Raw genomic sequence first — 26,401 nt, forward strand, 5'->3', positions numbered from 1 at the left:
TCACGAAGCACCAGTGTAATCAGCATGGCAGTGCCGTGGGCCGGTATGGAGGGCCTGGAACACCTCGGTCGAGCTCGGACGGGTGAGGATGCGGTCGTTGTGCCCGTCCGCCAGGACGACGACACGGTCAGCGGTTGCCGCGATGTCGAGGTCGTGGGTCACCATGACCAGGGAGGTGGTCTCGCTCACCGTGGCTCGTAGCAGCTCCAACACCGTGTCGCGGGACGAGACGTCGAGTGAGCCGGTGGGCTCGTCGGCGAGCAGCAGTTCGGGTTGGTGCAGCAGGGATCGCGCGATGGCGACCCGCTGGCGCTGTCCTCCCGACAGATGGGCCGGGTACTTGCTGGCCTGGGAAGCCAGTCCGACAGCGTCAAGCACCTGGTTGACGTCGCGGCGCCGTGGCCTCCGACCAGCCATCCGTGCCGGAAGGACGACGTTGTCCCGCACGGTTAGTGAACTGATGAGGTTGAGGTCCTGGAAGATGAACCCGACGTGGTCGCGTCGGATGCGTGCCAACTGAGACCTGCTCGCGGTACGAATGTCGTTGCCGACCAGACTGATCTGACCGTCGTCGGCTGGGATGAGCCCGCACAGGCAGTACAGCAGGGTTGACTTTCCAGCTCCTGACGAACCGACAACGGTGACGAACTCGCCGGGCTCGACGTCGAGGTCGACACCCCTGAGCACCTCGACCCGGCGTGCTCCCCTGCCGAATCCCTTGTGTACTCCGGTGGCGTGTATCCATGACGTCATTGGTGACCTCCGGTGATGGTGGTGACGGGATTCCTGTGCATACCGTCGGCCGTCACGGCAAGCAGTAGGAGGAGGGTGAGTGCGATCCCCACGGCGACGACTCCGGCAGCCTGCCACCCCGGCGCGAGGATCGGTACTGAAGGAACAGGGCCTGTCGACAGCGCCTTGGCCATGGACACGTCGTTGACGACGACGATCCCGTAGGCGCAGACGAGGCAGATGACGGCGTGGATCCCCGCCTCGACGAGGGCCTTGGCACGAATGACTCCTGGTGTGACCCCCGAGACCAGCAGCAGTGCATTGTCCGCACGGCGATGGGATGCGGTGGCGAACACGATGGCCGAGGCGCACACACAGGCGACGATGACGGGCCCACCGAGCAGCAGGGCCATCTGTCGAGGCGGGGCGTTGACCTTCTCCTCCGATCCGGCTTGGGCGGCCATGACGTTGGTGAGTTCGTTGATCCAGGCAGCCATGATGCCCACGGCAGCTGCGGCCAGGGTGATGGGTACGACGAGTGCCTGGGTGAGCTGTGGACGAGCGCTGGCTTCACGGCTGGCCAGGAACCCGGCAGTCCCGGCGAACGGCAAGGCTCTGACCAGCCGGGCGAGGCCGCGGATGATGGGCCCGGAGAGGATCGCGAAGATCAGGCAGACCAGCAGTCCCATCCCAGCGTACGAACTGAGGATGCCAGCCAAGTCGTCGGGGTCGGTGACGGGGTGGGCATGTGCAATGACGAGGTACAGCGTCACCGTGCCTGCGATGAGCAGAACGGCAACGATCGCGGTGATGACCCTGGCAGCCGTGGATCGTGGCGGTGGGGCAGCGGCAGGGCGCACGCCTGTGACGAGATCTGCCTTCACGATTCCTCGGGCCGATCGAAGCCCACACACCAGACTGGTGAGGGTCGTCGCTCCCACCGCGATGACAAGGGAGATGACTGGCAGTGGTCGGTGCAACACGTCTGTCTCGGGTAGCCCACTGCCGTCCACGAAGTGAAGATAGGGCGGCCACATCGCCAGTGACAGCGCTGCCCCCAGCGCGGCGGACACCGCAGTGACGAGGACGATCTCGGTCGCCACGACGAGGTGCGCGGTACCCGGCAGGATTCCGGCGATCTGCCACAGGGCGACGTCCTGTCGTTGCAGACGCACGCAGGTGCCCACCACCAGACGGAAGGATGCCAGCGCGGTGAGCACCGTGAACCCGAGTGCAGTGGCCCCCATGGAGACGAATGCCTGTTGCGCCTCTCCACTGGCCGAGGCCCCAGCGACGATCATGCCCAGGCTCAACGCCACCACGACGCTGAGTGCGATCGACGCGACGATGAGTGCCAACCATGACGATGCACCCCGAATCACGGAGTTGACGGCGATCTTGAAAATCATGGGCGATCCAACGTGGTGGTGTGCGTGGTCAGCAGCAGGAGTCGACGTGAGCCTACCGCGAAAGGAGGAAATGGCGCTGGCAGGGTGATTCATGCCCAGCTCTGGCCCCTGGCAGTCTGCAGATGATGCTGAGCGGTGCTCGATGGACGATGTGTCGCATCGGTGACTCCTCCGCATGTGGTGTGATCACGGGTGGGGCGAGAAGTGTGGCCCCACTGTTGGGTGCTGACCCCGCCTCGTCGGCAGAACCGGGACAAGCAACACAACTGAAACACGGGGCAGTCACAATGGGGACATGTCCAGGCAGACTGAGTTCGTGTTGCGTTCGATCGAGGAACGCAACGTCCATTTCGTGAGGCTGTGGTTCGCCGACGTGCTCGGCTCCCTGAAGTCCGTGGCCATCGCTCCGGCCGAGATCGAGAGCGCATTTGCCGAGGGAGTGGGCTTCGACGGCTCCTCCATCGAGGGATACGCCCGGGTGTACGAGTCCGACATGGTGGCGCACCCGGATCCGGCGACCTTCCAGATGCTGCCGTGGCGACAGGGTACCGGTACGGCGCGGATGTTCTGTGACATCGCCAACCCGGACGGCACCCCGAGCTGGGCAGATCCGCGCTACGTGCTCAAACGCGCCATGGACAAGGCTGCCGACATGGGCTTCACCTTCTACGCGCACCCGGAGATCGAGTTCTACCTGTTGAAGGGGCCACACCACCCCGGCGATTCCCCCGAGCCGTTGGACAACGGTGGTTACTTCGATCACACGACCCTGGGGGCAGGCACGGATTTCCGGCGTGACTCGATCACCATGTTGGAGCAGATGGGCATCTCGGTGGAGTTCAGTCACCACGAGGGGGCTCCCGGCCAGCACGAGATCGACCTGCGCTATGCCGACGCGCTGACGATGGCCGACAACATCATGACCTTCCGTGTCGTCATCCGTGAGGTGGCCTCGCTCAAGGGCATCAAGGCGACGTTCATGCCCAAACCCTTCTCCCAGTGTCCTGGCTCGGGCATGCACACCCATGTCTCCCTGTTCGAGGGGGATGAGAACGCCTTCTTCGACCCCAGTGACGAGGCTCGTCTGTCGCCGGTGGCCAAGCACTTCATCGCCGGGCTGCTGCACCATGCCCCCGAGATCACCGCTGTGACGAACCAGTGGGTCAACTCATACCGTCGCATCATGGGCGGTGGTGAGGCACCGGCGTACATCTGCTGGGGACGCAACAACCGGTCCGCCCTGGTGCGGGTGCCGGCCTACAAACCGAACAAGGCGTCCTCGGCGCGGGTGGAGGTGCGCTCCGTCGATGCTGCGACGAACCCGTATCTCGCCCTCGCGTTGATCCTGGCGGCCGGGCTCTCCGGCATCGAGCACGAGTGGGAACTTCCCGAGGAGGCGTCCGACGACGTGTGGAGTCTCAGTGCCAGGGAGCGTCGCGCCTTGGGCATCGACCCCCTGCCGAAGCATCTTGGTCAGGCGATTGCACTCATGGAGGACTCAGAACTCGTGGCGGAAACCTTGGGTGAGCACGTCTTCGACTACTTCCTGCGCAACAAGAAGGCCGAGTACGAGGAGTACCTGGGCCAGGTGACCCAGTTCGAGCTGGACCGTTACCTGCCGCATCTGTGAGCGGCATCGACGACGGGGAGCATCTCGGCAAGTTCCTCGACGTGCGATCCGGAGGTGGAGATACGGCCGTCCTCACGCGCCTGTGACCAGCTGAGGAAACCGGTCGCCAGAGCGAGGAAGGTTTCCATGTCGGACTCGGCGACGTTGGGCGGGGTGCCGCGATGATGGTCGGGGCCGGCAGTCGTGGACTCCAGCTGCACCGCAGTGGCCGGGGGCACCCGAAGCTCGATCGTGCGTCCCCCGTGGGTCTGCCCCAGGATCGTCGCCAGGGTGCGGCATGCATCGACCTTGACGGCACGGGGCAGGGCGATTCCCGATGCCAGGGCCATGCAGACCCCGTCGATCATGGTCAGACGCAGATGATCGGTGAGTCGGGCCGGTCCCACGAGGGTCTCGACGCGGGCCGGGGTCGGGCGCGTTCCGGTGAGACGCTCCTCAACCGTCGAGAGCAGTGAGCTGGCCTGGGGCAGAAGGTCCTCGGGGGAGTCCTCCTCGATCTGACGGGCCACCTCGATGAGCGTGTGTGCTGCCAGGGAACGTTCGCGGCACAGCTCCCACAACTCCATCGGGCGTTGGGTGGCTGACACGTCAAGGGTCTGCAAGGTGTCGGTGAGCAGAACCATGACGAGAGTCAGATGGCGACAGTTCCACCGTGGGTCGGAGTCGACCGGACTGGTGGATTCAGGCAGCAGAAGCCTCATGGCCGCCACCCAGGTGGTGGACAGCTTCCTCATCTCCCGCTCGGTGCGGTCTGCCATGACTGTCACCTCCAAGAAGCTAGCGCGATGAGTTTCCCAGCCGTTGACTCGCAGGCAACGGCAAGGTATCGCCAATGTGACATTTCAGCGACGCTGACACAGGTTAGTCTCATCACGCAGGTAGGCTGGCGCCGATCGGAGGCTGGACATGGCGGATCGAATCTCCACGCTTGAGGCTGAACTCGTCCGACACGGAGCCAATGACGCTCGTCGGGCACGGAGGTTCCACGGGCTCATGGCTGCTGCACTCGGTCTCGACGAGGAGCAGTGGCAGCCCTGGGAGGACGAGCTCGGCCACGTCTGTGACGTCGAACAGGCGCTCTCCAGCCTGGCCGATCTGGCCGATGCCGCTCCGGGAACTGTTCGTGGCATGGTGGCCGATCCTCACCAGGCCCGCCGTCTGGTACGCGTCCTGGGGGGATCGGCGGAGCTTGGCAAGTACCTCACGGCTCATCCCGATGCCCTTGACGTCCTGGCGGCGGAGCCCGAGCAGTGGTCTGCCGAGCAGATTCGCACCGACCTGCTGAGCTGTGTGTCGGCCATCGAGCAGGACGGTTTTCTCGTCTCGCAGGCCGATCCTGCCCGCGGTGCCGATGAGTTGCGGCTGGCCAATCGACGTCATCTGCTGCGTATTGCCGCTCGCGACCTGAGCCACGACGATCCCACCGAGGTGTTGGAGTCGGTCAGCGTCGAACTCGCCGACCTCGCCGACGGTGTCATCGAATCGGCCCTGGCCCTGGCACGAGCCATGACGCCTGGTCATCAGGCTGCACGGTTGGCCGTCATTGCGATGGGCAAGTGTGGGGCACGGGAACTCAACTACATATCCGACGTCGACGTCATCCACGTCGTTGCCCCTGCCGACGAGGGCATCGACAATGCACGGGCCATTGCCGTCGGGCAACGGCTCGCTGCGACGGTGGCACGCATCTGCTCGGCGCACAGCGGAGCCGGATCCATCTGGCAGGTGGACGCCGCCCTGCGCCCCGAGGGCGACGCCGGACCCTTGGTGCGCACCCTGGCGTCAATGGCGGAGTACTACCGCACCTGGGCGAGGAACTGGGAGTTCCAGGCGCTGCTCAAGGCTCGTCCGATGGCCGGCGACATCGAACTGGGGGAGCAGTTCTGCGCGCTCGTGGCGCCCCTGGTGTGGCAGGTGGCCGAGCGGGACGGGTTCGTCGGGGAGTCTCGTGCCATGCGGACCAGGGTCGTCGACCACATCGCCCGCAAGAACCGTGATCATGAGATCAAGTTGGGGGCCGGTGGACTGCGGGATGTCGAGTTCACCGTTCAGCTGCTGCAGCTGGTGCACGGTCGGCAGGACGCATCTTTACGGGTACGGTCCACCTTCGACGCCCTGCGCAGTCTGTCGGCAGGAGGCTACATCGGTCGAGCCGATGCCCAGCGACTGCTGTCGGCATATCGATTCGAACGTCTCCTGGAACACCGCGTCCAGCTGTTCCATCTACGACGCACCCACCTGCTTCCCACCGACGAGGCCGCCCTGCGGCGTCTTGCTCGCGGGGTCGGGTTGCGCACCGGTGACGATGTGCGCCAAGCCTGGCACTCCACCGCCCAGGCCGTGCTGTCCACCCACAACCGGGTGTTCTACTCCCCGCTGGTCGAGGCCGTCTCACGCATCCCCTCCGAGGAACTGCGCATGACCACCGATGCGGCGAAGACGCGGCTCAAGGCGTTGGGCTTCGCCGACGAGTCCGCGGCACTGCGACACATCGCTGCGCTCACCCAGGGCACGACACGTGCGGTGAAGATCCAGGCCCAGCTCATGCCGGCGATGCTCGGCTGGCTCGCCTCGGGGCCGAACCCGGATGCGGGACTGCTCGCCTTCCGCAAGGTGTCGGAGGAGTTGGGGTCCTCACCGTGGTACCTCAGGGCACTGCGTGACGAGGGGGACACCGCGCAACGACTGGCAGCCATCCTCTCGGGATCCCGGCTCGGCGTCGACCTGCTGGTGCGCTCCCCGGAGACCGTCCAGGTGCTGGTCGACGTCGACCTGCGCCCACGAGGTCGTGACGAACTGTGTGCCGAGATGACACGGGTGGGCAGGCGGCATCGCGAGGTGGCCGACTCGATCCGGGCGATCCGTGGGGTGCGTCGGCGCGAATTCTTCCGGCTCGTCGTCGACGTCGTCCTGGGGGTGGCACCGGTGGAGACCGTTGCCCGGGGGCTCTCGGATCTCACCGATGCCACCATCGAGGCCAGCCTGCAGGCGGTGCGTGCCAGCCTCGACGATGCTCCGCGAATCGGCGTCATTGCCCTGGGACGCTGGGGCGGGCGTGAGATGGCCCTGTCATCCGATGCCGACCTCATGTTCGTCGTCGACGACGCCGGAACCCGAGCCACCCGCAAGGCGATGGAGATCGTCACGACGTTGCGCAAACTGCTGGGGGCTCCGGGGCCTGGGCCCGGGCTCGACCTTGATGCCGATCTGCGTCCGGAAGGACGATCCGGTCCGCTGGTGCGCTCGCTGAGCAGCTGCCTCACGTATTACTCACGCTGGTCGAGCACCTGGGAGTCCCAAGCCCTGGTGCGGGCGCGACACGGGGCTGGGGACCGCGAACTCACCGGGGAGCTGCTGACGTCGATGGATCGACTCCGCTGGCCTGCTGAGGGGTTGAGCCCGTCGCAGTGCACCGAGATTCGCAGGCTCAAGGCCCGGATGGAGGACGAACGGGTTCGGCGTGGCTCGGATCGCCGGATGAACCTCAAGATGGGGCCCGGTGGGCTGGCCGATGTGGAGTGGACGGTGCAGCTCATGCAGATGCGATTCGGGGCCCGGCTGCCGCAGTTGCGCACGACGTCGACCCTGGAGGCCCTGTCAGCCGCCCGGGCAGCGGATCTCATGACGCCGGATCAGTACGAGGACCTGCGGGTGGCATGGCTGGGGGCCAGCGCATTGCGCAACGCAATCATGTGTGTGCGAGGACGTGCAGCCGACACGCTCCCCACCGATTCCCGGGAACTCGATGCCATTGCTCGGCTGCTGGGCATGGGACGTGGAGCCTCCGAGATGGTCGTTGAGGAGCACCTGCGTCGCTCACGGCGGGCCAACAAGGTTGTCGACGAACTGTTCTGGGGCGTGTGACGCCCGGTTGTTCAGGGAGCGTGGGCGCTGAGCTGTTCAAGGAGCGTGGGCGCTCGGCGGCAGTGAGCCCGGGTCGGGTGGCTTCCCCACGGGGGAGAACCGATCAGTCCGGCTGGGAGCGGAACGCGTGTGGGCTGGGGATGGGCTTGGAGAACGCCCAGTGTGGATCGGTGAGCATACGGGCCACGGCAAGCCCCGAGGCAATGCACACGACGGTGAGGATGGCTTCTGCGCCATAGCCGAGTGCCTGGAGGGTGTCGCTGCTGAGCCAGTACATCATGCGGTACATCGCCGCTCCCGGCACCATGATGACGCACGCTGGCACCGTGAGCGTGATCCGGGGAAGTTCCTGACGTGGGGCCAGTGGCGCAGTGATGAGACCGATGGTGAGCCCGCCAAGTCCGGCAGCCAACTGATTGGGCATCCCCATCTGCCCCAGGGCAAGGCGGACGAGGTTGCCGACCGTGCCCAGCGCAGCTGCCATGAGCACCATGCGCGGGGTCGAGTTGAAGAGGATGGCGAAACCGGCGACGCCCAAGAAGGTGGCAACGGCGAACGCGATCCACTGCCAGGCCCCCGGCAGGGTGAACTCGGCGGGCAGTGGCGTCATCCCGGAGGCCAGGCTCATGATCCAGGCGGACAGGGTGGCAGAGACCACCAGTCCCATGGAGTACGCAGCTCGACTGAGACCCGCGGTGAAATCCAGGCGCGCCATGTCGAGGATTGACGTGATCATGGGGAAGCCAGGCACGAGGAACAGCAGGGATGCCACGTACCCCGGACCGTTGACGCCCCTGAGCACCGGTTGCCCGGTGGCCTCGAAGATCGTCGCGATCGTGAGATACACCAACCCGGCCAGGGCAGCGGCCAGCGCAGCCACGCCGAACTGGTTGAGCCAGCGGCTTCCCAGACGACGCCGCACGTACTGCCCGGTGCTCGCGGCGAGGAGGACGACGAGGGCGTCAATGGGGGTGAACCGGTTGAGGATGGCGAATCCAGCGCAGGCAACACCACCTGCCACGGTGTTCTGCCATGGTTTCCACGATGACCTGACGGTACGTGAGATGCGGTCGAGCTCGGCCTCGAGTCGCTCCGCCGTGCAGGGCTCGGGCAGGTTGCGGGAGAGGTGCTCCAAGGCCGAGATGCGAGCTGCGTCCACCCGTACCCGGTACACCTCACGCATGACGGTACGGAAGTTGTCGCCCCGGTGGGCGGTGGCGATGATCTCGGTGAGACTCACCGAGGCGTCGTGCCGGTCCATGCCCAGTGCGACGGCGGCGCGGTGCATGGCTCGCTTGACGCGGTACGAACCGGTTCCCGACTCCAGGAGCATGGATCCCAGCCGCACGATGGCCTCGGTGTCGTCAACGAATGCTCGTTCCTCAGTGGTCCTCACATTGATGGCATTCTTTCACGCTCGGCACGCTGAGGCCAGCGACATGTGACGTGGGATCAGGTGCGCCTCAGTTCTGCTCCGGTGGCCGCACCCCGACGGTCCACGGATCGGTGCGGATGGGCAGCACCGTCGTCTCGTACCCCTCCTGCTCCAGTCGACGGGCCAGGTCTGCACACCACGGCGACTCACTGGCCCAGTGGGCGACGTCCACCAGGGCTGGCCCACCGTGGCGCAGGTGCTCATCGGCGGGATGATGACGCAGATCTCCGGTGAGGTAGACGTCGGCGCCACTGCGGCGTGCTGCCGCCAGCAGGGAGTCTCCGGCGCCGGAACATATTGCGACCGTGCGCACCACCTGTTCCGGGCGGCCGGCGGCCCGCACCCCCCACACGGTGCGTGGCAGTCGCTCGGCGACGTGCTCGGTGAACTGGGCCAGGGTCATCGGTTCGGGCAGGGTTCCCACCCGCCCGATGCCCTGCATGTGCACTGGCCCGGCCCACTCGTCGTCGACGGGGTGGTCGGCTGGGTGCAGCGGACCGTCCACCCGCACCTCGAGCAGCCGTGCCAGGACGTCGTTCACCCCGCCGACGGCGGCATCGGCATTGGTGTGGGCCGCCATGAGCGCCACACCGGCACGAATGAGTCGATGCACCAGCCGCCCCTTCGGGGTGTCGGCCGACACTGTCGTCACTCCCCGCATCAGCAGGGGATGATGGACGAGCAGCATCTGCGCTCCCGAGTCGATGGCGGCCCCGACGACTTCATCGGTGGCTTCCAGGGCGGTGGCCACCCGGTGGACCTCGTCGGCGGGATCGCCACAGACCAGCCCCGGTGCATCCCAACTCTCGGCGAGCTGAGGAGGAAACCAGTGGTCCATGAGGGTACGGACGTCGTCAACGGTGCGCATGGTGATCGTGGATCAGATGTCGTAGTAGAGGTCGAACTCGTAGGGGTGCGGACGCTGCTGCAGCTCGGCAAGGTCCTCACGCTTGATGCGTACCCACGTGTCGATGAGGTCGGAGGAGAAGACGTCACCGGCCTCGAGGTACTCGTGATCGGCCTCCAGGGCCTGCAGTGCGCCCTCCAAGGTGGTCGGCACCTGCTCCAGCTCCTCGTGCTCCTCGGCAGGCAGCTCGTAGATGTCCTTGTCGATCGGCTCGTGCGGCTCGATCTTGTTCTGGATGCCGTCGATACCGGCCATGAGGATCGCTGCGAAGGCCATGTACGGGTTGGCCGAGGGATCCGGGCAGCGGAACTCGACGCGCTTGGCCTTGGGGTTGGGGCCGGTGATCGGGATGCGCATGCACGCCGAACGGTTGCGCTGGGAGTAGACGAGATTCACCGGAGCCTCGAAACCGGGCACCAGACGGTGGTACGAGTTGGCTGACGGGTTGGTGAGTGCCACCAACGACGGGGCGTGCTTGAGGATGCCGCCGATGTAGTAGCGGGCGAGGTCGGAGAGCTGGGCGTAACCGTTCTCGTCGAAGAACAGCGGCTCGCCGTCCTTCCACAGCGAGGAGTGCACGTGCATGCCCGATCCGTTGTCCCCGAAGATCGGCTTGGGCATGAAGGTGGCCGTCTTGCCGTTGTTCCAGGCGACGTTCTTGACGATGTACTTGAACTGCATCACCTCGTCGGCCGCCTTGACCAACGTGTTGAACCGCCAGTTGATCTCGGCCTGGCCGCCGGTGCCGACCTCGCTGTGGGCACGCTCCACCTTGAGACCGACACGCTCCATGAGACTGACCATCTCGTCGCGCAGGTCCCCGAAGTGGTCGGTGGGGGCGACGGGGAAGTAGCCACCCTTGTACTTCACCTTGTAGCCGCGGTTGCCGCCCTCCTCGACGCGGCCGGTGTTCCAGGCTCCGGCCTCGGAGTCGATGGAGTAGTAGGACTCATTGGCGCGGGTGTCGAACCGGATGTCGTCGAAGACGTAGAACTCGGCCTCGGAGGCGAAGAAGGCGGTGTCGGCGATGCCGGTGGAGGCAAGGTAGTTCTGGGCACGCTCGGCGATGTTGCGCGGGTCGCGGTTGTAGGGCTCGCGGGTGATGGGGTCGTGCACGTTGAAGTTGAGGATGAGCGTCTTGTGCTCGCGGAACGGGTCGATCCAGGCGGTGCTCGGGTCGGGCAGCAGGTCCATGTCCGACTCATGGATCTGCTTGAACCCGCGGATGGACGAGCCGTCGAAGGCCAGGCCCTTCTCGTAGGTGTCCTTGTCGAACTCGCGGGCAGGCACCGTGAAGTGCTGCATGACACCGATGAGGTCACAGAACCGGCAGTCGATCATTTCGACTCCCTCGTTCTTCACATAAGCTAGGAGCTCGTCGGCATTCTGGAACATCTGTCCTCCATCAACGTGTGGTGATGCTTCACACCGTAGCCGGTCACGGTTGCTCTGGCATCACCGGCATGTTTCGGCTGTGTTACAGACGGTCCTCGCGTTGTGCTAGGAAGGTTCCCGATCCGAGGAGGCGAGTCATGCGGGTACTGGTGCTCTCCCGCGGCGTTCCGTGTGCGTCGAGTCCCCTGCGGGGGGTCTTCGAGCTGGACCAGGCCAAGGCGTTGGCCGCTGCCGGCCACGACGTCCTGGTGGGCTACGTGGATGGCCGCTCGGCTCGTCGAGTACGGCGGTTCGGGTGGTCACATCGCACCATCGACGGGATCGAGACGCTGGGGCTCGACCTGCCGCTCGGGGCAGTCAGTCCCGAGCTGGACCATCAGGCCTACCGACGTGCCACGGGCCTGCTCCATCGTCGTGTCGTCAAGCTCTGGGGAAGCCCAGACGTCATCCATGCCCACTTCAGCAGGCATGCCGCCGCAGTGGCCCGAGCTGGTGTCGACGACGTGCCCCTGGTGTACACCGAACACTTCTCCGGTCTGTCCCTCGATGGTGCCGACAGACGTACTGAGGAGGACGTACGCCGTGCCGTCCGGCGGGCCGATGCCGTCCTTGCCGTGTCGCGCCCACTCAAGGACATCATGGACACCCGGTACGGAGCCACGTGCCGCGTGGTCCCCAATGTCATCGACGTCGACCTCTTCGCGCCGCCCCAGCAGGACGCGGATGAGGCGATTTCGCCCCTGTCAGACTCTGGGAAGGGATCAGGTTCACGAGCTGATGCCCATCTGGTGGCAGCTGGGCAGCTCGTTGAACGCAAGGGGATGAAACCTCTCATCGAGGTGGTGGGGGAGCTTGCCGCCGTACGTCCGGGACTCACGTTGAGCGTCATCGGTGACGGGCCGCAGCGGCCGGAGCTGGAGCGTCTCGCAGCCCGGATCAATGCGGAGCACCCCGGCACGATCATGTTGGAGGGGCTGCTCTCCCGCCCCCAGATCGCCGAGCGCTTCGCCCGAGCCGACGGTTTCGCCCTGGCGTCGCAGTGGGAGACCTTCGGGGTCGTCTACGTGGAGGCCATGGCTGCCGGACTGCCGATCCTCGCCACCCCGTGTGGTGGCCCGTCGGATTTTCTCACCCCCGACGTCGGCATGGTCACCCGGAGTGGTTCCAAGGACGACCTGCGCGCCGGGCTGGGCGAATTTCTCGATTCCCTGGGCAGCTGGGATCCAGCACACATTCGGCAACGTGCCGTGGATCGGTTCTCCCCGGCAGCGGTGGCAGCCGAACTCACCAAGGTCTACGAGGACGTCGTCCCGCGATGACGTCCGTGCCGTGGCTGTGGTGAACCGTCAGAGGGACGTGGCGACATCCTGACATGACCATGATGGATGGCCCGTTGCGGGGAGACTGGCGTGGGTGCTGACTGAGCATGCCGATTGGACCAAGGCATGTGTTGTGAGACCATGGGGCGATGAACTTCACCCACTGGGTTGATGCGATCAACGAGTACGTGGCCGCCAACGCGTCTCATCCGATCGTCACCGTCGTCATGTGGGCTCTCAGTGTCATCGACGGTATCTTTCCCGTCGTTCCCAGCGAATCCGTCGTCGTGGCCCTGGCGGCGATAGGTCAGCCCCCGTGGTGGATCCTCATTCCGGTGGCAGCCTTCGGCGCATTCTGTGGTGACAATCTTGCCTACTGGATAGGTCGCTGGCTCGGCAGGACGAAACTGCTCACCGGCGGTGAGCGTCGCCGCAAGATGGTGACATGGGCAACCCGGCAGCTGCGGGTCCGCGGACCCCTGGTGATCCTCGTGGCCAGATACATCCCCGGTGGACGGGTCATCGTCAATGCCATGGCAGGGGCGACGCATTACTCCTACCGAGTGTTCGTCCCCATCGACGTCCTCGCCTCCATCCTGTGGGCCTCCTACGCGACTGCCATTGGAGCAGGGGTGTCAAGTGCCATCGGCGACAACCATCTGCTCGCGGCAACGATTGGGATCGTGGGGGCGATCATCATCGGTGCGGGGCTCGATCAGCTCATCAGGCGTCTGTTCCCGTCCTCGGACAAGGATCCCGAGGACGAGGAAGCAGACTCGGCTGACGTGCAGTGACGTCGTGCCGTACGAGTGGCCAGACGGCATCCAACACCAGAGGGCAGACGCCTACCACCGCTTCAGCACCGAGACGTCAGAAAGCAGCCGGGAAGGAGGAATGACGTTCGGCGCCGATGGGCAGCGCCGAACGTGAGTGTCACACCCTGCCTTCGTCCTTGGCGGCCTTCTTGCCGGTGGAGGCCTCGGCGGCGACCTGTGCCTCGTCGAAGACGCTGGCTGCTGCGGCACTCTCACCGTCCTCCTCGCGGCCCGGGGTGTGCAGCTGCCACCTGGTGATGGCGAATCGGAAGACGAAGTAGTAGATCACCCCATAGGCCAAGCCTATGACCAGCAGGAGGAGAACCTTGCCGGGGCCGCCGGAGAGCTGTGCGGCCCGCCCGAAGTTGATGATGTAGTCGGTGAGACCTGCGGAGAATCCGAAGCCATCCTTGATGCCCAGTGCGTTCACCAGTGCCAAGGAGGTGCCGGTGAGAATGGCATGCACCAGGTACAGCGGGAAGGCGACGTAGGCGAAGGCGTACTCGAGGGGCTCGGTGATCCCGGTGAGGAATGCGGTGAGGGCCACCGAGAACATCACGCCACCAGTGACCTTCTTCTTCTCAGGTTTGGCGGTGTGGTAGATCGCCAGGGCAGCACCGGGTAGGGCGAACATCATGATCGGGAAGAATCCGGTCATGAAGGATCCGGTCCAGGAGTTCGTCTCGACAGTGCCGTTGAAGAAGCAGGTGATGTCGCCGTGCAGGGTCTCGCCGGCTGCGTTGACACAATTGCCCAGCTGGAACCACGGCAGTGAATTGAGTAGGTGGTGCAGTCCGAACGGGATGAGCAGACGATTGATGGCGCCGAAGACGAATCCGGTGCCCGGGTTGGAGCCGTGGCCCATGATGAAGCCGCCGACCTGCTTGTTGAACAGCCAGTCGAAGGCCGGGTACACGAGTGCCATGACGACGCCTGCCACGATCGACGCCGCGGCGGTGACGATCGGCACGAACCGGCGTCCGCCGAAGAATGCCAGGTAGGTGGGCAATTTCTTGCGGCGGTGACGCTCGTACTTCTTGGCGGCGATGATGCCGATGACGATGCCACCGAGCACACCGTAGTTGATGACCCCGGTGTCCTTGGCGAAGTACGGCGCCAGGGCGCCCAGCACACCACCCTGTGTGGTCTTGGACGTGCCTGCTCCAGTGAACACGAGGTAGCCGATGAGGGCGGCAAGGGCCGTTGACCCGTCTGCCTTCTTGGCGTAGCCGACGGCCACCCCCAGGGCGAAGATGAGTGGCAGGTTGTCGAAGATGGCCCCACCAGCGGCGGCGAGGACGTCAGCGACCGGCTGCATCCAGTGGACGTGCCTGGACAGGCCGTCCGCGCCCAGGACGTCGGCAGCACCGAACCGCAGCAGCAGGGCCGCGACGGGCAGGGACGCGATGGGCAGCATCAGCGAACGACCGATGCGTTGGAGCTGGGAGAAGCCGGGGATGGTTCTCCGGTGTTTTCCCCCGGTGCTGGATGCGGCTCGTGCCGTCATGTGTCCTCCACGATGAGTAGGGATTGCCGACTGGCCCCGTCATTGGGGCTCCAGTCGGAATCAGGTATCGACGTGACCATACTGGTATGGACCACTTTGGTAGAAGTACAAACCACTTGCGTAGTCCGTGTCAAGGTGGCTGTCGCAAATCGCTCACAGTCGGCCGATCCGTTGCGGGCATGCGCTCCTGGCCTTGGTGGCAGACCCGCGTGAAGCGACTTGACCGACTGTCGACGGGTCCGGTGAGATCACTCGGATCACTTGGAACGAGGTCATGCATCGTGGGCGCAGTCGATGAGCCATAATTCTCGCCATGAAGTATGTCGCTGTTCGCGATCATCTTGCCGACCTCATCGACACCCAACTCAGCGCGGGGGATGCCATTCCCAGTGAGCGCGACCTTGCCGATCAGTTCGGGGTGTCGCGCATGACGGTGCGACGTGCCATCGACTCATTGGTTGCCGACGCAGTACTGGCGCGTCGGCAGGGCAGCGGCACCTATGTCGCCCAGCCCAAGATGGACGTCCAGGCTCGGATGACCTCGTTCACCGAGGAGATGCGTCAGCGGGGGATGATCCCCGGGTCGCGTCTCATTCGCGCCGAGCAGTTGCTGGCGACCCCGGACGTCGCCGCATGGCTCGGCATCTCCATCCACGATCGAGTCCACTTCGTCCACCGGGTTCGGCTGGCCGACGGCGTGCCGATGGCGGTGGAGAAAACCTGGGTGGCAGTGGACTCGGCCCCCACACTCATTTCACACGGGGTTCCCGAGAGCATGTACCAGGCCCTGGCCGATGCTGGCATGGTGCCGACCTGGGGTGAGGACACCATCGAGTCCGCCACTGCCGACGAGACGATCGCGAGTCTGTTGCATGTCCCGACAGGTGCCCCATTGCTGGCGATCGCCAGGCGCACCTACGCCAATGACCGAGCAGTGTCGTACTCCCGGTCGTGGTATCGCGGCGACCGTTACAAGCTGTGGGTCCCGATCTCCAGTCCGGGACGAACCTTCTACCCACCTCGTCGACAAGGAGGAGCGCGATGACAAGACCCGAGCAGGTCCTTGCCGCCATCGGTGGCATGGACAATGTCATCTCCATTGAGCCGTGCGTGACCCGTCTGCGCTGCCAGTTGCGCGAGCCCGATCAGGTTGATCGAGCTGCCCTGCGTGATCTGGGGGTGCACGGCGTCACCGTCCAGGGGGACAGCGTACAGATCATCGTCGGTCCCGATGCAGATCTGTTGGCCAGTGACATCGACGATCTGTGGGGCGGGCAATAGGCATCGGGCGCACTCGGATGCCACGGTCTTGACAGAAATTGGTTGGTCGTATTTAGTACGTACTGCTGTACCACTTGGGTTCAGTGGGACGCGATCACTTCAGCGTCCGAGCCGCCAATGAGGGCGGTTCACGATGTCTTGGCAAGGAGTAGTCATGAGCAAGGCGGAACAGATCCTGCGGGCCCTCGGGGGAGATGACAACATCAACGACCTGGAGGCGTGCATCACTCGGCTCCGCGTCGAGGTCGAGGACGAGGAACTGGTTGACGAGGAGGGCCTCAAGGCTGCTGGTGCCTTCGGAGTCGTCATTCAGGCAACGAGCGTCCAGGTTGTGGTTGGCCCGGAGGCCGACACCTTGGCTGAGGACATCGAGGATCTGCGTGACTGAGATCACCTCGCCGATGCCCGGCTTCGTTCACCTTCTGTCGGATGTCCCGGATCCCGTGTTCGCCCAGGGCGTCGTTGGCCCCGGGCTGGCACTGGAGCCGATCGGCGCGGGCGGCCAGGATGTCGTCGCACCGATCCCCGGGCGGATTGCGAAACTGCATCCACATGCGTTCGTCATTTCTTCCGACGAGTTGACGGTGCTCGTCCATCTGGGGATCGACACCGTTCAGCTCAATGGTGCAGGATTCGTCATGCATGCCGCTGAAGGGGACGAGGTGCGTGCAGGTGACGTCCTCATCACCTGGCAGCCGGATGAGGTGCGTGCAGGTGGTCGCTCGGCGATCTGTCCGATAGTCGTCCTCGACAACTCGGCCGAGGACCTCACCACACTGGTTGAACCCGAGAACATGGTGAGCCCGGGTGACGCGCTTCTGGAGGTGTGACTCACTCGATCTGTTGGGCAGCCTCGAGCCATGCAGTCTCCAACTCGTCGAGTCTTTCCTGCACCTCATCGGCCTGCCCCTGCAGCTCGGTGAGTTTCTCGTAGTCCGTGGCTGCCTCGGCCATCTGCTGGTACAAGTCGTCCAAGGCTGCCTTCGCCTTGTCCATCTTGCCCTCGTAGCGTGCCATGTCCTTCTGGATCTGACGCAACTGCGCCGCACTGACCTGCGGTGTGTCGTCCGCAGTCCCATTCCTGCCGGGATCGTCTGGTCCGGATTCCCGCGGGCCGTGCTCGGCAGCACCGGCTCGTTCCGACTTGGACGGTCCGGCATCACGACGACGCCGATGCTCGAGGTACTGGTCGATCCCGCCGGGCAGCAGGACGCACGAACCGTCGCCCATGAGCGCATAGGTGACGTCACACACCCGTTCCAGGAAGTACCTGTCGTGGGAGACGACGAGCAGCGTGCCCGGCCACTGGTCCAGGTAGTCCTCGACCACGCGCAGGGTGTCGATGTCCAGATCATTGGTCGGCTCGTCCAGGAGCAGCACATTGGGCTCCTCGATGAGCAGCCGCAGCAGCTGCAGGCGGCGCCGCTCCCCACCGGAGAGCTCACCCACCCTGGTGACCAGTCGTTGCCCGCTGAACCCGAACTCCTCGAGAAGATTGGCAGCGGTGGCCTCCCGTCCGGTCTCCAGGCGAGTCTCCTCCTTGAGTCGCTTCACCGAGTCCAGCACCCGTTCGTCGCCGTCGAGCTCGTGCACCTCCTGGGTGAGGTGAGCCATCCGCAGGGTCTTGCCGTGCTTGACGCGTCCACTGGTCGGTTCGATCCGACGGTCCAGCAGGTTGAGCAGGGTGGACTTCCCGGCCCCGTTCACTCCGATGAGCCCGATACGTTCCCCCGGCCCGATCGACCAGGTGAGGTGATCGAGCAGGGTACGTCCGTCGGGAAGGGTGAGGGTGACGTCCTTGAGGTCCAGGACGTCCTTGCCCAGTCGGCTGGCGGAGAAGCGGGCCAGGGAGAGTTTGTCACGCGGCTCGGGGACGTCGGCGATGAGCGCGTTGGCGGCCTCGATGCGGAACTTCGGTTTGGACGTGCGAGCCGGAGCGCCGCGCCGCAGCCAGGCGAGCTCCTTGCGCGCCAGGTTCTGACGGCGTGCCTCGTTGGCCGCTGCCTGACGCTCCCGTTCCACTCGAGCCAAGGTGTACGCCGAGTAGCCGCCGTCGTAGGCGTCCACCGTGGCGTCGTGCACCTCCCAGATGTGGGTGCACACTTCGTCGAGGAACCACCTGTCGTGGGAGACGACGAGCATGGCCGTGCCCCGCTGCTGCAGGGTGCGCAGGTGTTGGGCCAGCCACGAGACGGCCTCGACGTCCAGATGGTTGGTGGGCTCGTCGAGCACGAGCAGGTCGTGGTTGCCCAGCATGAGCGCGACGAGGGCTGCGCGTCGCCGCTCCCCGCCCGAGAGGTTCGCCGTCTGCGCGTCCAGGTCGATGTCGGCCAGCATCTGCTCGACGATCGGGCGGGCCAGTGGATCGGACGCCCACACATGGTCGGGTTCACCGTCCAGGACGAGATCACGTACGCTCTGGCCGGGGACGATCCGTTCGGCCTGGGCGAGCACTCCGATGGACGTCGACCTGGTCTGTGTCACCTTTCCCTCGTCGGGCAGGATGCTTCCGGTGAGCAGTCCCAGCAGGGTCGACTTGCCGTCGCCGTTGCGACCGACCACGCCGATGACGTCGCCCTGTGCCAGCCCCAGGGAGAGGTCATCGAGGACGATTCGGGTGCCGTACGCCTTGCCGAGGTGCTCGGCATTGACGATGTTCGTGGCTGCCACGGGATCAGCGGCCACGCATCGCGGCGCGGGCACCCTTCATCGAGGTCGGCATCGGCCCCTTGGGCATGGGAACTCGGGGCCGCATGGCGTCCAGAGCCTTGAGGCGCGAGTTGACGTCGTCCACCTGGGTGGCGCTCAGCGCCTTGGGGAGTTTCTTGATGTGTTTGCTCAGGTCCTCCAGTCGTACCTGGTCCTTGCCCTCCCCGACGTAGATCTGGGTGACGGGGGTGCCGTAGGCCACCTGCTCGTGGCGTCTGGTCTCGGTGTTCATGAGTGGCCGCAGCTGGGACATCCGTCCTTCGCCGACGAGGACGATCCCGGCTGGTCCGACGACGCGATGCACCATGTCCTGCTGCCGGGTGAAGGCCACCGCCATGTCGACGGTCCACTTCTTCTTGTCGAGCAGTGACAGTGCCACCTCCGATGAGCCAGCCTGCCCCTTGTAACGCAGGAAAAGCGCTTTCTTGGCGCGCCACTGGAAGGCCCACATGCCCAGCGAGAACCCGACGAGGACGCCCAGGACGATCCACAACCACAACGGTGGGACGAACAGGCCGATGACGAGGAAGACGACGATGCCCAGCACGAAGCCGCCCAACGTCCACCAGATCACCGATGGGTCGACCTGGTGAGTGAGCTTGAAGCTCTCCTTCAGCTGCTTCATCGTCCCCCAGTCCTTGGGATTGGACGACTCCTTGCGGCGCTGCTTCTCGGCCTTGGCCTGTGCCTTCTGCTTGGCTGCGAGTTCCTTGGCGGCCTGGCTCTTGGGCATGGTGGGCGGCTCCCGATTCTCGACGTGTTCGCTGCTCGACGTGGGCGTCGACGGTCTGGTGGGCAGACAGTCGCGTGGTGATTGTACTCCGTTCACCGTGCAGTGAGGGTCCGTCGTGCAAGGAATCAATGCACGGCAGCCTGTTCGATGGAGGACCTGGCGGTCTGACCACCCGGCACCTGGGCGCCCAGACGGTGGGCTTAGAAATACGGTGGGCTTGGAAATGGGGTGGGGAACCATTCTTCGGACGGTGCGGAATCATGACGTCGAAGGTCATGCTGCCGAGGATTCGGTGCGTGGTTGACAGCATTGGCGATGTCTATCTAGTATTTTTACCGAGCAGGCGTGACGGGCTGATGAGCTTTTCCAGAAAGTGTGGTTGTTCTTCTTCTCGTCATGCCCTCAGTGCAAGGTGTCCTCGTCGCCCATCTCGTCTCAGAAGGTCACTCATGAAGAAGCTCACACGATCCCGACGTCACACGACTCTCATGGCCGTAGGGGTTACCACCAGTCTCATTGCTGCGGCTGGAGCCCTTGCCCCTGCCGCGCAGGCTGACGTTCCCCCGATGCCCCAGGGGTATCCCATCGCGCATCTGTACGAAAAGTGCTCGGCCGAGCAGGCACATGCCGATGGCTACCCGGAATGGCACTACGGTGAGACCGGTCGTCGTTACCTCAGTGATGGAACGATCCAGTTCACCAACCGCACCAAGCAGAAGGTTCCCTACACTGCGACGGTGGAGACGGGGGTCAACCACAAGATCGAGGCCAACTCGGCTGCCGCCCTGCCTTCGGGATGGAACACCACTGCCAAGTCTGACATCGGTATCAAGCTCTCCAACGGCTGGATCGAGGGCGAGACCTTCGGACCGTTCGACCTGGAGTCCGGTGAGTCGATCCGCATCGAGTACGGAACCGTCGAGAAGGAATTCATCTCGATGTTCCTTACTTGCAAGGGTGGACACATCATTGACGAGCCCAGCGCCAATGTCATCCGCGGCAGGGGGCCTGCCGAGCGGTACGCCTTCGTCTACAAGATCAAGGCGGACGGCAGCATCTCCGACCAGGCCATGAAGATTCCGTCCCGCACTGCAGGTGCCAACTCCCGTCCCATGAAGGAGTCCGAGCGGTTCAACAGCTGGGTCGGTCCCAGCCTGGAGAAGGTCGCCGACGACCATGAGGCCCCCTCGATCCCTCCCGCCACCAAACCGCAGCACGATCCGTCCTGGCCGACGAAGGGGCAGTCCTGCAAGCCACGTGGAGTGCAGCACTGGTACCCCAATGACGTCACGCAGGTGTCGGAGCCGATTCGCAAGGCTGGTTACTCCACGCAGTTCCGCAACTGGTCCAAGGCAGACTATGTGTTCAAGCCGGTGACGGATTTCGTCGTCGGGGCCGAGTACAACGGCACCACCTTCTGGATGGACAATGGCGGTCGCCTGCCACAGGGCTGGCTGCAGTCGACCGGCGCCGCACAGCGCGCCTACATGCCAGTGGGCACCGCTCTCAAGCCGGTCAACCTCAAGCCGGGGGAGAAGGTCACCGTCAACTACGGAACCATGGTGGCCCCGCTGCAGTACAGCGAGATCAGCTGTGGCAAGGATGGCACCTACAGCCGGGTGAAGAATCAGCCGCTCGCCAGCGCGCCAGTGGGTTTCTGGGCTGAGGCCGTCATCACCGCCTCGGATGGATCAACTCGTAAGGTTGACGTCACACCGGACAATTACCGGAAACTTCCTGTTCCGACCCAATCTGATTTCTGATTCGTCACCAACAATTCATCAAATCTTTATTTCTCGGCTCCTGTTTCGATTTTCCAACCTGGAGGAAAACCATGAAGATTCTGTCCACCGCATTGTCGACCGCCGTGGTTGGTGCCCTTGCCACCACTGCTTTCATTGCCACCCCGGCCAGCGCCGCCCACCCGAGGAAGACCCAGCCGGCCAACCCCACCACCATCGGTGCTGCCTGCTCCACCCCCGGTGAGACCGGCCAGACCGTCAAGGTGGTGCGCACCTACTTCGACGGCTCCGCTGGCACCTGGACCGTCTCGAACTACAATGACGAGCCCATCCCGGTGACTCGTAGCGTCACCGAGACCAAGACTCGCGACTGGAACGTCTCGGCCGGCGTCGACTTCCCACTGCTCGACGTGATCCACATCAGCATCTCGGCCTCCTACTCCAGCTCCCAGTCCTTCCAGGTCGGCGAGACCATCGGGCCCTACAACCTGGCTCCGGGCAAGACCGCTGTGCTGCAGGCCGGCTGGCTCGTCTCCGATTTCGAGGGTGAGCACACGGTGTGTGGTGCCGACCACACTTGGCAGGGCAAGGGCGACCACTTCACCGCCACCCTGCCCAAGGAGCGTCACGTGGCCATCAGCACCCGTGACAACGACCAGCTGGGAGCCTGAGGCATGACCGTCCTGAGAGCTGGAGTTCGAGTCGTGACGGCTCTGGCAGCAGCCACGACATGCATGGTGCCGTTCGCCACCAGTCCAGCACAGGCTGCGGACACCAGCGTGGCACCTGGTGAGGACGCCATCCATTTCGAGCTGCCCCAGCGATGGAATGACGACTACAAACCGGGTACGGCATGCTCGACCCCTGGTGACACCGGTGCCTATGTGACGGCCCGGGACAGGTGGTTCAAGCAGACCGACGCGGCAAGCGTCGCCAACCACGACAGTGTCGACATGCCCGTCACCCAGACGGTCACCCAGACCCGGGAGCAGACCTTCAAGGTGTCTGCCAAGGTCAAGGGTGAGGGTGAACTCGCCAAGATCATGACGAACACCTTCGGGTTCACCTATGTGCACGAGGTGCACTGGAAACTCAACCAGAAGGTGGGGCCCTACACCCTGCCAGCAGGTCAACAAGGTCGTCTGGCTTGGGGATTCATCATTCTGGAGGCCGAGGGACAGAACGTCCGCTGCACCCCAGACCTGGTGTGGAAGCAGTCTGGCAAGCCGTACCACATCTCCGCACCGGAGACGAAGTACGCCGAGCTGCAGATCGACCAGGCACCGCACTACAACAACTGAACATGACCGTGGTGAGTCGTTGCTGGCTCGTCACGGCATGCACTGATGTGGCGGTGGGCTGTGCCCGCCGCCACTCGCATTCACTCACGACAATGCTGCACGTGGCCGGGGCTGCACGTGGCCGGGCGAGCGGTTGGCAGGCATTGGTGTGGAGAAGGTCGTGACAGCTGACGAGCGAGTAGCTGCCGCACGTGGTCAGCAGGAATTGTCAGCTCGGCAGTGCTTCACGCGGTGAGGTGACGCAGTTCGGGGTGCTTCATGAGGTGACACAGCTGTGGGGCTCTGGTGATGGGGCATCGTCAGCGAAACCGGGCCACAGTGGACTGCCAGCTCGGCCGGAGCAGTGACATGTGTCGCTCCAGTGTGAGGGGATCTGGCGACATGCGCTGCGGGGCTCGACGCGGCGTCCCGCCCCACAGCGCATGCCGTCACGAACGTGTGCGATCCTGGCTCAGCCTTTCTCGGCGAACGGGGCTGGAGCCGTGCCGTTCCGGTAGCCGGTGACGATGGTGACCGGCTTCTCCCCACGGGCAGCCATGGCTTGACGGTACAGCCGCCCGGCGCGGTACGAGGAGCGCACCAAGGGTCCGCTCATGACTCCGGCGAATCCCAGTTCCTCAGCCTCCTCGGCCAACTCATCGAATTCCTCGGGCGTCACCCAGCGGTCGATGGGGTGCTGGAGCTTGGAGGGGCGCAGGTACTGGGTGATGGTGAGCAGGTCGGTGTGGGCCGCGCGCAGATCGGCCATCGCCTCCGAGACCTCCTCGCGCGTCTCACCCATTCCCAGGATGAGGTTGGACTTGGTGATGAGTCCGGCGTCATGGGCCCGGTTCAGCGCCTCGAGGGAGCGTTCGTACCGGAATCCGGGGCGAATACGCTTGAACAGCCGCGGGACCGTCTCCAGATTGTGTCCGAACACCTCGGGTCCGGCCGCGAAGACGGCGTCCAGCAGCTCCGGCTTGCCGGAGAAGTCCTGGGCCAGCATCTCCACACCGACCCCGGGGTTGGTGTCGTGAATCTGTCGGATCGTCTCGGCGCACAGCCAAGCTCCCTCGTCGGGCAGGTCGTCACGGCACACGCTGGTGACGGTGGCGTACCGCAGTCCCATCTGGGCGACGGACTGGGCGACCCTCCGTGGCTCGTCGGCGTCGTAGCCCTCGGGTTTGGCGGAGTTGATCTGGCAGAAGTCGCAGCGTCGGGTGCACTTGTCGCCACCGATGAGGAAGGTGGCCTCGCGATCCTCCCAACACTCGAAGACGTTCGGGCACCCGGCCTCCTGGCACACCGTGTGGAGCTCGGCATTGACCATGCGATTGCGCATGTCCCGGTACTCGGGGCCCATCGTGGCGGTGGTGCGGATCCATCGTGGCTTGTTCTCGATCGGGGTCTGGGAATTCTTGACCTCGACGCGCAGCAATTTGCGTCCGTCAGCTTCGACACTCACGCGGGCGAGTCTATCCTCACCAGCCCGCCCACCCCAGATGTCGCGCACAGTTCGCCGATCTGCGGAATGTGCGTCGCGATTGAGAAGTCGTGGCGAGAAACGAGGGCTCCGACCGGATGACGGAAGGTCACTCACCCAGAGGGTGCAGGAACTCCGGGTGGGGACGACGGGGGATGTCCGGACTCATCTCGTAGGGTTCGAACGACATCATCTCGGTGAGGATCGGCTCGAGGTGACGGGCCACTTCGACGAGGGTGGGAACGTCGGCGTCTGGTCCGTGCAGGCGACGCAACTCTCTGGCCAGGGTGGTGACGTCGGCGTCCGCAATGCCGCACGGGATGATGTTGTCGAACCCGGCAGTGTCGGGATCGACGTTGAAGGCGAACCCGTGCAGGGCCGTCTGGTGTGACACACGGATGCCGATGGCACAGATCTTGCGCTCCGGCCCGTGACCGTCGGAGGGGAACCACACCCCGGTGCGCCCCGGTACCCGTCCGGCGTGCAGATCGTAGTGGGCAAGCAGGCGAATGATCGCCTCCTCCACCCGTCGCACATAGTCGACGACGCCGATCCCGCGCGGCAGGAAGACGATGGGGTAGCCGACGAGCTGGCCGGGGCCGTGCCAGGTGATCTCACCGCCGCGGTCCACCGCCACCACTGGGGTGCCATCGAAGGGATAGGCCTCGGGGCGAGTGCGCCGTCCTGCGGTGTAGACGGGATCGTGCTCGACGTAGATGACGGTGTTGGGACGCTGGTGTGAACTGACCTGGGCGTGCACCTGCCTCTGATGATCCCACGTGGCGCGGTACTCGCCACGGGTCGGGGGAGTGTCGGTGATGCCCAAGTACTCGAAATCCAGTCCGGTCGGGTGCTTCACCTCTCCTTGAGCTGGGCGGGGTGCGCCCTGTGGCGAGGCTGCGCGATCTGCTGCCACGGTGCTGTCAGGTTCATGACGAGCCGTTCCAGCGTGATCGGCTGCTCCGGGCTGCTGAGTGGGGATGAATTCGTTGACGCTCACGTATCGATCCTAGTCACGTGCTCCTCTCAGCATGGGGCATTGCCAGCGGCGCGGTTTCGTCGTGGGGAGAACTCGAGGCAGCGCCACTGCACCTCCAACTCCCCGAGGCGCGGCACTTCTCGCAGAGGATGGGTGCGTACAGGATTGTGGCGGTTCTTCCTGTGAGGAAAGCCGTGCTTCTCCGCCGCTTCCGAGCAGGCGTGTCTGGACGCCGGGGCAGCGTCTCACGAGTTGTGGACGGCATGTCCTCCGAACTGGTTGCGCATGGCGGCGATGAGCTTCATGGCCGGGGAATCGTCCTGGCGGGACGAGAATCGCGCGAACAGGGCGGCCGAGATCGCTGGCATGGGAACCGCGCGGTCGATGGCTTCCTCGACCGTCCACCGTCCCTCGCCCGAGTCGTCGGCCCAGCCGCGGATCGACTCCAGATCTGGTTCGTCCGACAGGGCGGTTGAACACAGGTCGAGCAGCCAGGATCGGATGACCGTTCCCTGCCGCCATGCGTCGAAGACGGCAGGTACGTCGGTGACAGGTGAATCGGCGCACAGCAGCTCGTAGCCTTCCGCGTAGGCCTGCATCATGGCGTACTCAATGCCGTTGTGCACCATTTTGGCGAAGTGTCCGGCACCCACCCCGCCAGCATGTACCAGACCGCCATCCTCGGGGGCCAACGCCTGCAGTACCGGCCACACCGTGCGTACTGCCTCCTCCGGGCCGCCGATCATGATTCCGTAGCCGTGCGTCTCGCCCCATACACCGCCGGAAACCCCACAGTCGAGGTAGGAGATGCCATGCGCGGCGAGTCGTTCGGCGCGTGGGGCGTCCAGGGTCCATCTGCTGTTGCCGCCATCGATGACGATGTCACCGGAACGCAGCAGCGGGACGAGGGCCTCGAGCGTCTCGTCGACGAGCTCGTTGGGCAACATGAGCCAGACGATGTGTTGCCCACTGCCCAGAGTGTCGCAGAGCTCCGAGATGGAGGAGACGTCGCTCACGTCAGGGTCGATGTCGTAACCGATGGTCTCGATGTCCTTGCTGCGCAATCGGGACCGCATGTGGTTGCCCATGCGACCCAGGCCGATCATGCCAATGGTCATGGCGGATTCCTTTCGTGGATGATTGCTTGATGTCGTGGGCCAGTTGATCGAGGGGGCTCAGCA

Annotated in this window: 23 protein-coding genes; 11 read left to right on the forward strand and 12 right to left on the reverse strand. The window is 64.8% G+C overall.

Annotated elements, in window-relative coordinates:
- Together ACP8JZ_RS02720 and ACP8JZ_RS02725 are read right to left on the reverse strand one after the other, a co-directional pair.
- Positions 1-753 (reverse strand): ABC transporter ATP-binding protein, encoded by a 753-nt coding sequence (locus ACP8JZ_RS02720; protein ID WP_021104496.1) that lies wholly within the window; start codon positions 751-753, stop codon positions 1-3.
- On the reverse strand, positions 750-2,141 hold the full coding sequence (locus ACP8JZ_RS02725) for an FtsX-like permease family protein (RefSeq protein WP_316327113.1): 1,392 nt from the start codon (positions 2,139-2,141) through the stop codon (positions 750-752). The genes ACP8JZ_RS02720 and ACP8JZ_RS02725 overlap by 4 nt, the downstream gene beginning before the upstream one ends.
- A gap of 328 nt (positions 2,142-2,469) precedes the next feature.
- Here ACP8JZ_RS02725 and ACP8JZ_RS02730 point away from each other — a divergent pair, with 328 nt between their 5' ends.
- Positions 2,470-3,771 carry a glutamine synthetase family protein gene (locus ACP8JZ_RS02730; protein WP_306517319.1) on the forward strand — a complete coding sequence of 434 codons (1,302 nt, stop codon included), beginning with the start codon at positions 2,470-2,472 and terminating at the stop codon, positions 3,769-3,771.
- On the opposite strand, the gene ACP8JZ_RS02735 is transcribed toward ACP8JZ_RS02730, so the two are convergent.
- Positions 3,753-4,529: a sterol carrier family protein gene (locus tag ACP8JZ_RS02735; RefSeq protein WP_306517301.1), complete on the reverse strand. Its 777-nt coding sequence runs from the start codon at positions 4,527-4,529 to the stop codon at positions 3,753-3,755. The genes ACP8JZ_RS02730 and ACP8JZ_RS02735 overlap by 19 nt on opposite strands.
- A 148-nt stretch (positions 4,530-4,677) precedes the next feature.
- Here ACP8JZ_RS02735 and ACP8JZ_RS02740 point away from each other — a divergent pair, with 148 nt between their 5' ends.
- Positions 4,678-7,635 carry a bifunctional [glutamine synthetase] adenylyltransferase/[glutamine synthetase]-adenylyl-L-tyrosine phosphorylase gene (locus tag ACP8JZ_RS02740; RefSeq protein ID WP_306517302.1) on the forward strand — a complete coding sequence of 986 codons (2,958 nt, stop codon included), beginning with the start codon at positions 4,678-4,680 and terminating at the stop codon, positions 7,633-7,635.
- Positions 7,636-7,738: 103 nt separating this feature from the next.
- On the opposite strand, the gene ACP8JZ_RS02745 is transcribed toward ACP8JZ_RS02740, so the two are convergent.
- The 3 genes from ACP8JZ_RS02745 to glnA all read right to left on the reverse strand — a co-directional run bounded on the left by ACP8JZ_RS02745 (position 7,739) and on the right by glnA (position 11,372).
- Complete coding sequence (locus ACP8JZ_RS02745; RefSeq protein WP_306517320.1) at positions 7,739-8,983, reverse strand: threonine/serine exporter family protein; 1,245 nt, start codon at positions 8,981-8,983, stop codon at positions 7,739-7,741.
- A 115-nt stretch (positions 8,984-9,098) separates the two neighbouring features.
- Positions 9,099-9,938, reverse strand: coding sequence for a Nif3-like dinuclear metal center hexameric protein (locus tag ACP8JZ_RS02750; RefSeq protein ID WP_371415878.1), 840 nt, complete (start codon positions 9,936-9,938; stop codon positions 9,099-9,101).
- A gap of 12 nt (positions 9,939-9,950) precedes the next feature.
- Positions 9,951-11,372, reverse strand: a complete 1,422-nt coding sequence (gene glnA, locus ACP8JZ_RS02755) for a type I glutamate--ammonia ligase (protein WP_021104487.1) — start codon at positions 11,370-11,372, stop codon at positions 9,951-9,953.
- Positions 11,373-11,509: 137 nt separating this feature from the next.
- Here glnA and ACP8JZ_RS02760 point away from each other — a divergent pair, with 137 nt between their 5' ends.
- Together ACP8JZ_RS02760 and ACP8JZ_RS02765 are read left to right on the forward strand one after the other, a co-directional pair.
- On the forward strand, positions 11,510-12,691 hold the full coding sequence (locus tag ACP8JZ_RS02760) for a glycosyltransferase (protein WP_306517303.1): 1,182 nt from the start codon (positions 11,510-11,512) through the stop codon (positions 12,689-12,691).
- A 149-nt stretch (positions 12,692-12,840) separates the two neighbouring features.
- Entirely contained in the window at positions 12,841-13,485 is a 645-nt protein-coding gene (locus ACP8JZ_RS02765; RefSeq protein WP_021104485.1) for a DedA family protein, read from the forward strand.
- 139 nt (positions 13,486-13,624) lie between these two features.
- On the opposite strand, the gene ACP8JZ_RS02770 is transcribed toward ACP8JZ_RS02765, so the two are convergent.
- Positions 13,625-15,013 carry a PTS transporter subunit EIIC gene (locus ACP8JZ_RS02770; protein ID WP_023035155.1) on the reverse strand — a complete coding sequence of 463 codons (1,389 nt, stop codon included), beginning with the start codon at positions 15,011-15,013 and terminating at the stop codon, positions 13,625-13,627.
- 313 nt (positions 15,014-15,326) lie between these two features.
- Here ACP8JZ_RS02770 and ACP8JZ_RS02775 point away from each other — a divergent pair, with 313 nt between their 5' ends.
- The 4 genes from ACP8JZ_RS02775 (at position 15,327) to ACP8JZ_RS02790 (ending at position 17,124) form a co-directional block, all read left to right on the forward strand.
- Positions 15,327-16,058: a GntR family transcriptional regulator gene (locus tag ACP8JZ_RS02775; RefSeq protein ID WP_023035156.1), complete on the forward strand. Its 732-nt coding sequence runs from the start codon at positions 15,327-15,329 to the stop codon at positions 16,056-16,058.
- Positions 16,055-16,294 (forward strand): PTS sugar transporter subunit IIB, encoded by a 240-nt coding sequence (locus tag ACP8JZ_RS02780; RefSeq protein WP_021104482.1) that lies wholly within the window; start codon positions 16,055-16,057, stop codon positions 16,292-16,294. The genes ACP8JZ_RS02775 and ACP8JZ_RS02780 overlap by 4 nt, the downstream gene beginning before the upstream one ends.
- A gap of 154 nt (positions 16,295-16,448) precedes the next feature.
- Entirely contained in the window at positions 16,449-16,682 is a 234-nt protein-coding gene (locus ACP8JZ_RS02785) for a PTS sugar transporter subunit IIB (RefSeq protein WP_021104481.1), read from the forward strand.
- Entirely contained in the window at positions 16,675-17,124 is a 450-nt protein-coding gene (locus tag ACP8JZ_RS02790; protein ID WP_306517304.1) for a PTS sugar transporter subunit IIA, read from the forward strand. Before ACP8JZ_RS02785 ends, ACP8JZ_RS02790 begins: the two co-directional genes overlap by 8 nt.
- A gap of 1 nt (position 17,125) precedes the next feature.
- On the opposite strand, the gene ACP8JZ_RS02795 is transcribed toward ACP8JZ_RS02790, so the two are convergent.
- Together ACP8JZ_RS02795 and ACP8JZ_RS02800 are read right to left on the reverse strand one after the other, a co-directional pair.
- Positions 17,126-18,964: an ABC-F family ATP-binding cassette domain-containing protein gene (locus ACP8JZ_RS02795; RefSeq protein WP_306517305.1), complete on the reverse strand. Its 1,839-nt coding sequence runs from the start codon at positions 18,962-18,964 to the stop codon at positions 17,126-17,128.
- Between the two features lie 4 nt (positions 18,965-18,968).
- Positions 18,969-19,736 carry a DUF4191 domain-containing protein gene (locus ACP8JZ_RS02800; protein ID WP_306517306.1) on the reverse strand — a complete coding sequence of 256 codons (768 nt, stop codon included), beginning with the start codon at positions 19,734-19,736 and terminating at the stop codon, positions 18,969-18,971.
- A 449-nt stretch (positions 19,737-20,185) separates the two neighbouring features.
- Between ACP8JZ_RS02800 and ACP8JZ_RS02805 the strand changes: the two genes are divergently transcribed.
- The 3 genes from ACP8JZ_RS02805 (at position 20,186) to ACP8JZ_RS02815 (ending at position 22,779) form a co-directional block, all read left to right on the forward strand.
- The gene (locus tag ACP8JZ_RS02805; RefSeq protein WP_306517307.1) at positions 20,186-21,499 is read left to right on the forward strand and encodes a hypothetical protein; all 1,314 of its coding nucleotides are present in this window, start codon (positions 20,186-20,188) and stop codon (positions 21,497-21,499) included.
- Positions 21,500-21,576: 77 nt separating this feature from the next.
- Complete coding sequence (locus tag ACP8JZ_RS02810; protein ID WP_306517321.1) at positions 21,577-22,149, forward strand: hypothetical protein; 573 nt, start codon at positions 21,577-21,579, stop codon at positions 22,147-22,149.
- 3 nt (positions 22,150-22,152) lie between these two features.
- Positions 22,153-22,779: a hypothetical protein gene (locus ACP8JZ_RS02815; protein WP_306517308.1), complete on the forward strand. Its 627-nt coding sequence runs from the start codon at positions 22,153-22,155 to the stop codon at positions 22,777-22,779.
- 451 nt (positions 22,780-23,230) lie between these two features.
- Here ACP8JZ_RS02815 and lipA read toward each other — a convergent pair whose 3' ends face one another.
- From lipA to gnd, 3 genes are all read right to left on the reverse strand, one after another.
- A complete protein-coding gene (gene lipA, locus ACP8JZ_RS02820; RefSeq protein ID WP_306517309.1) occupies positions 23,231-24,223 on the reverse strand; it encodes a lipoyl synthase in 993 nt (330 codons plus the stop codon).
- A 127-nt stretch (positions 24,224-24,350) separates the two neighbouring features.
- Complete coding sequence (lipB, locus tag ACP8JZ_RS02825) at positions 24,351-25,157, reverse strand: lipoyl(octanoyl) transferase LipB (protein ID WP_306517322.1); 807 nt, start codon at positions 25,155-25,157, stop codon at positions 24,351-24,353.
- A 308-nt stretch (positions 25,158-25,465) separates the two neighbouring features.
- Positions 25,466-26,338 carry a phosphogluconate dehydrogenase (NAD(+)-dependent, decarboxylating) gene (gene gnd, locus ACP8JZ_RS02830; protein WP_306517310.1) on the reverse strand — a complete coding sequence of 291 codons (873 nt, stop codon included), beginning with the start codon at positions 26,336-26,338 and terminating at the stop codon, positions 25,466-25,468.
- Positions 26,339-26,401: the final 63 nt, after the last annotated feature.

This window comes from Cutibacterium sp. LaCa_286 (genome assembly GCF_057198075.1).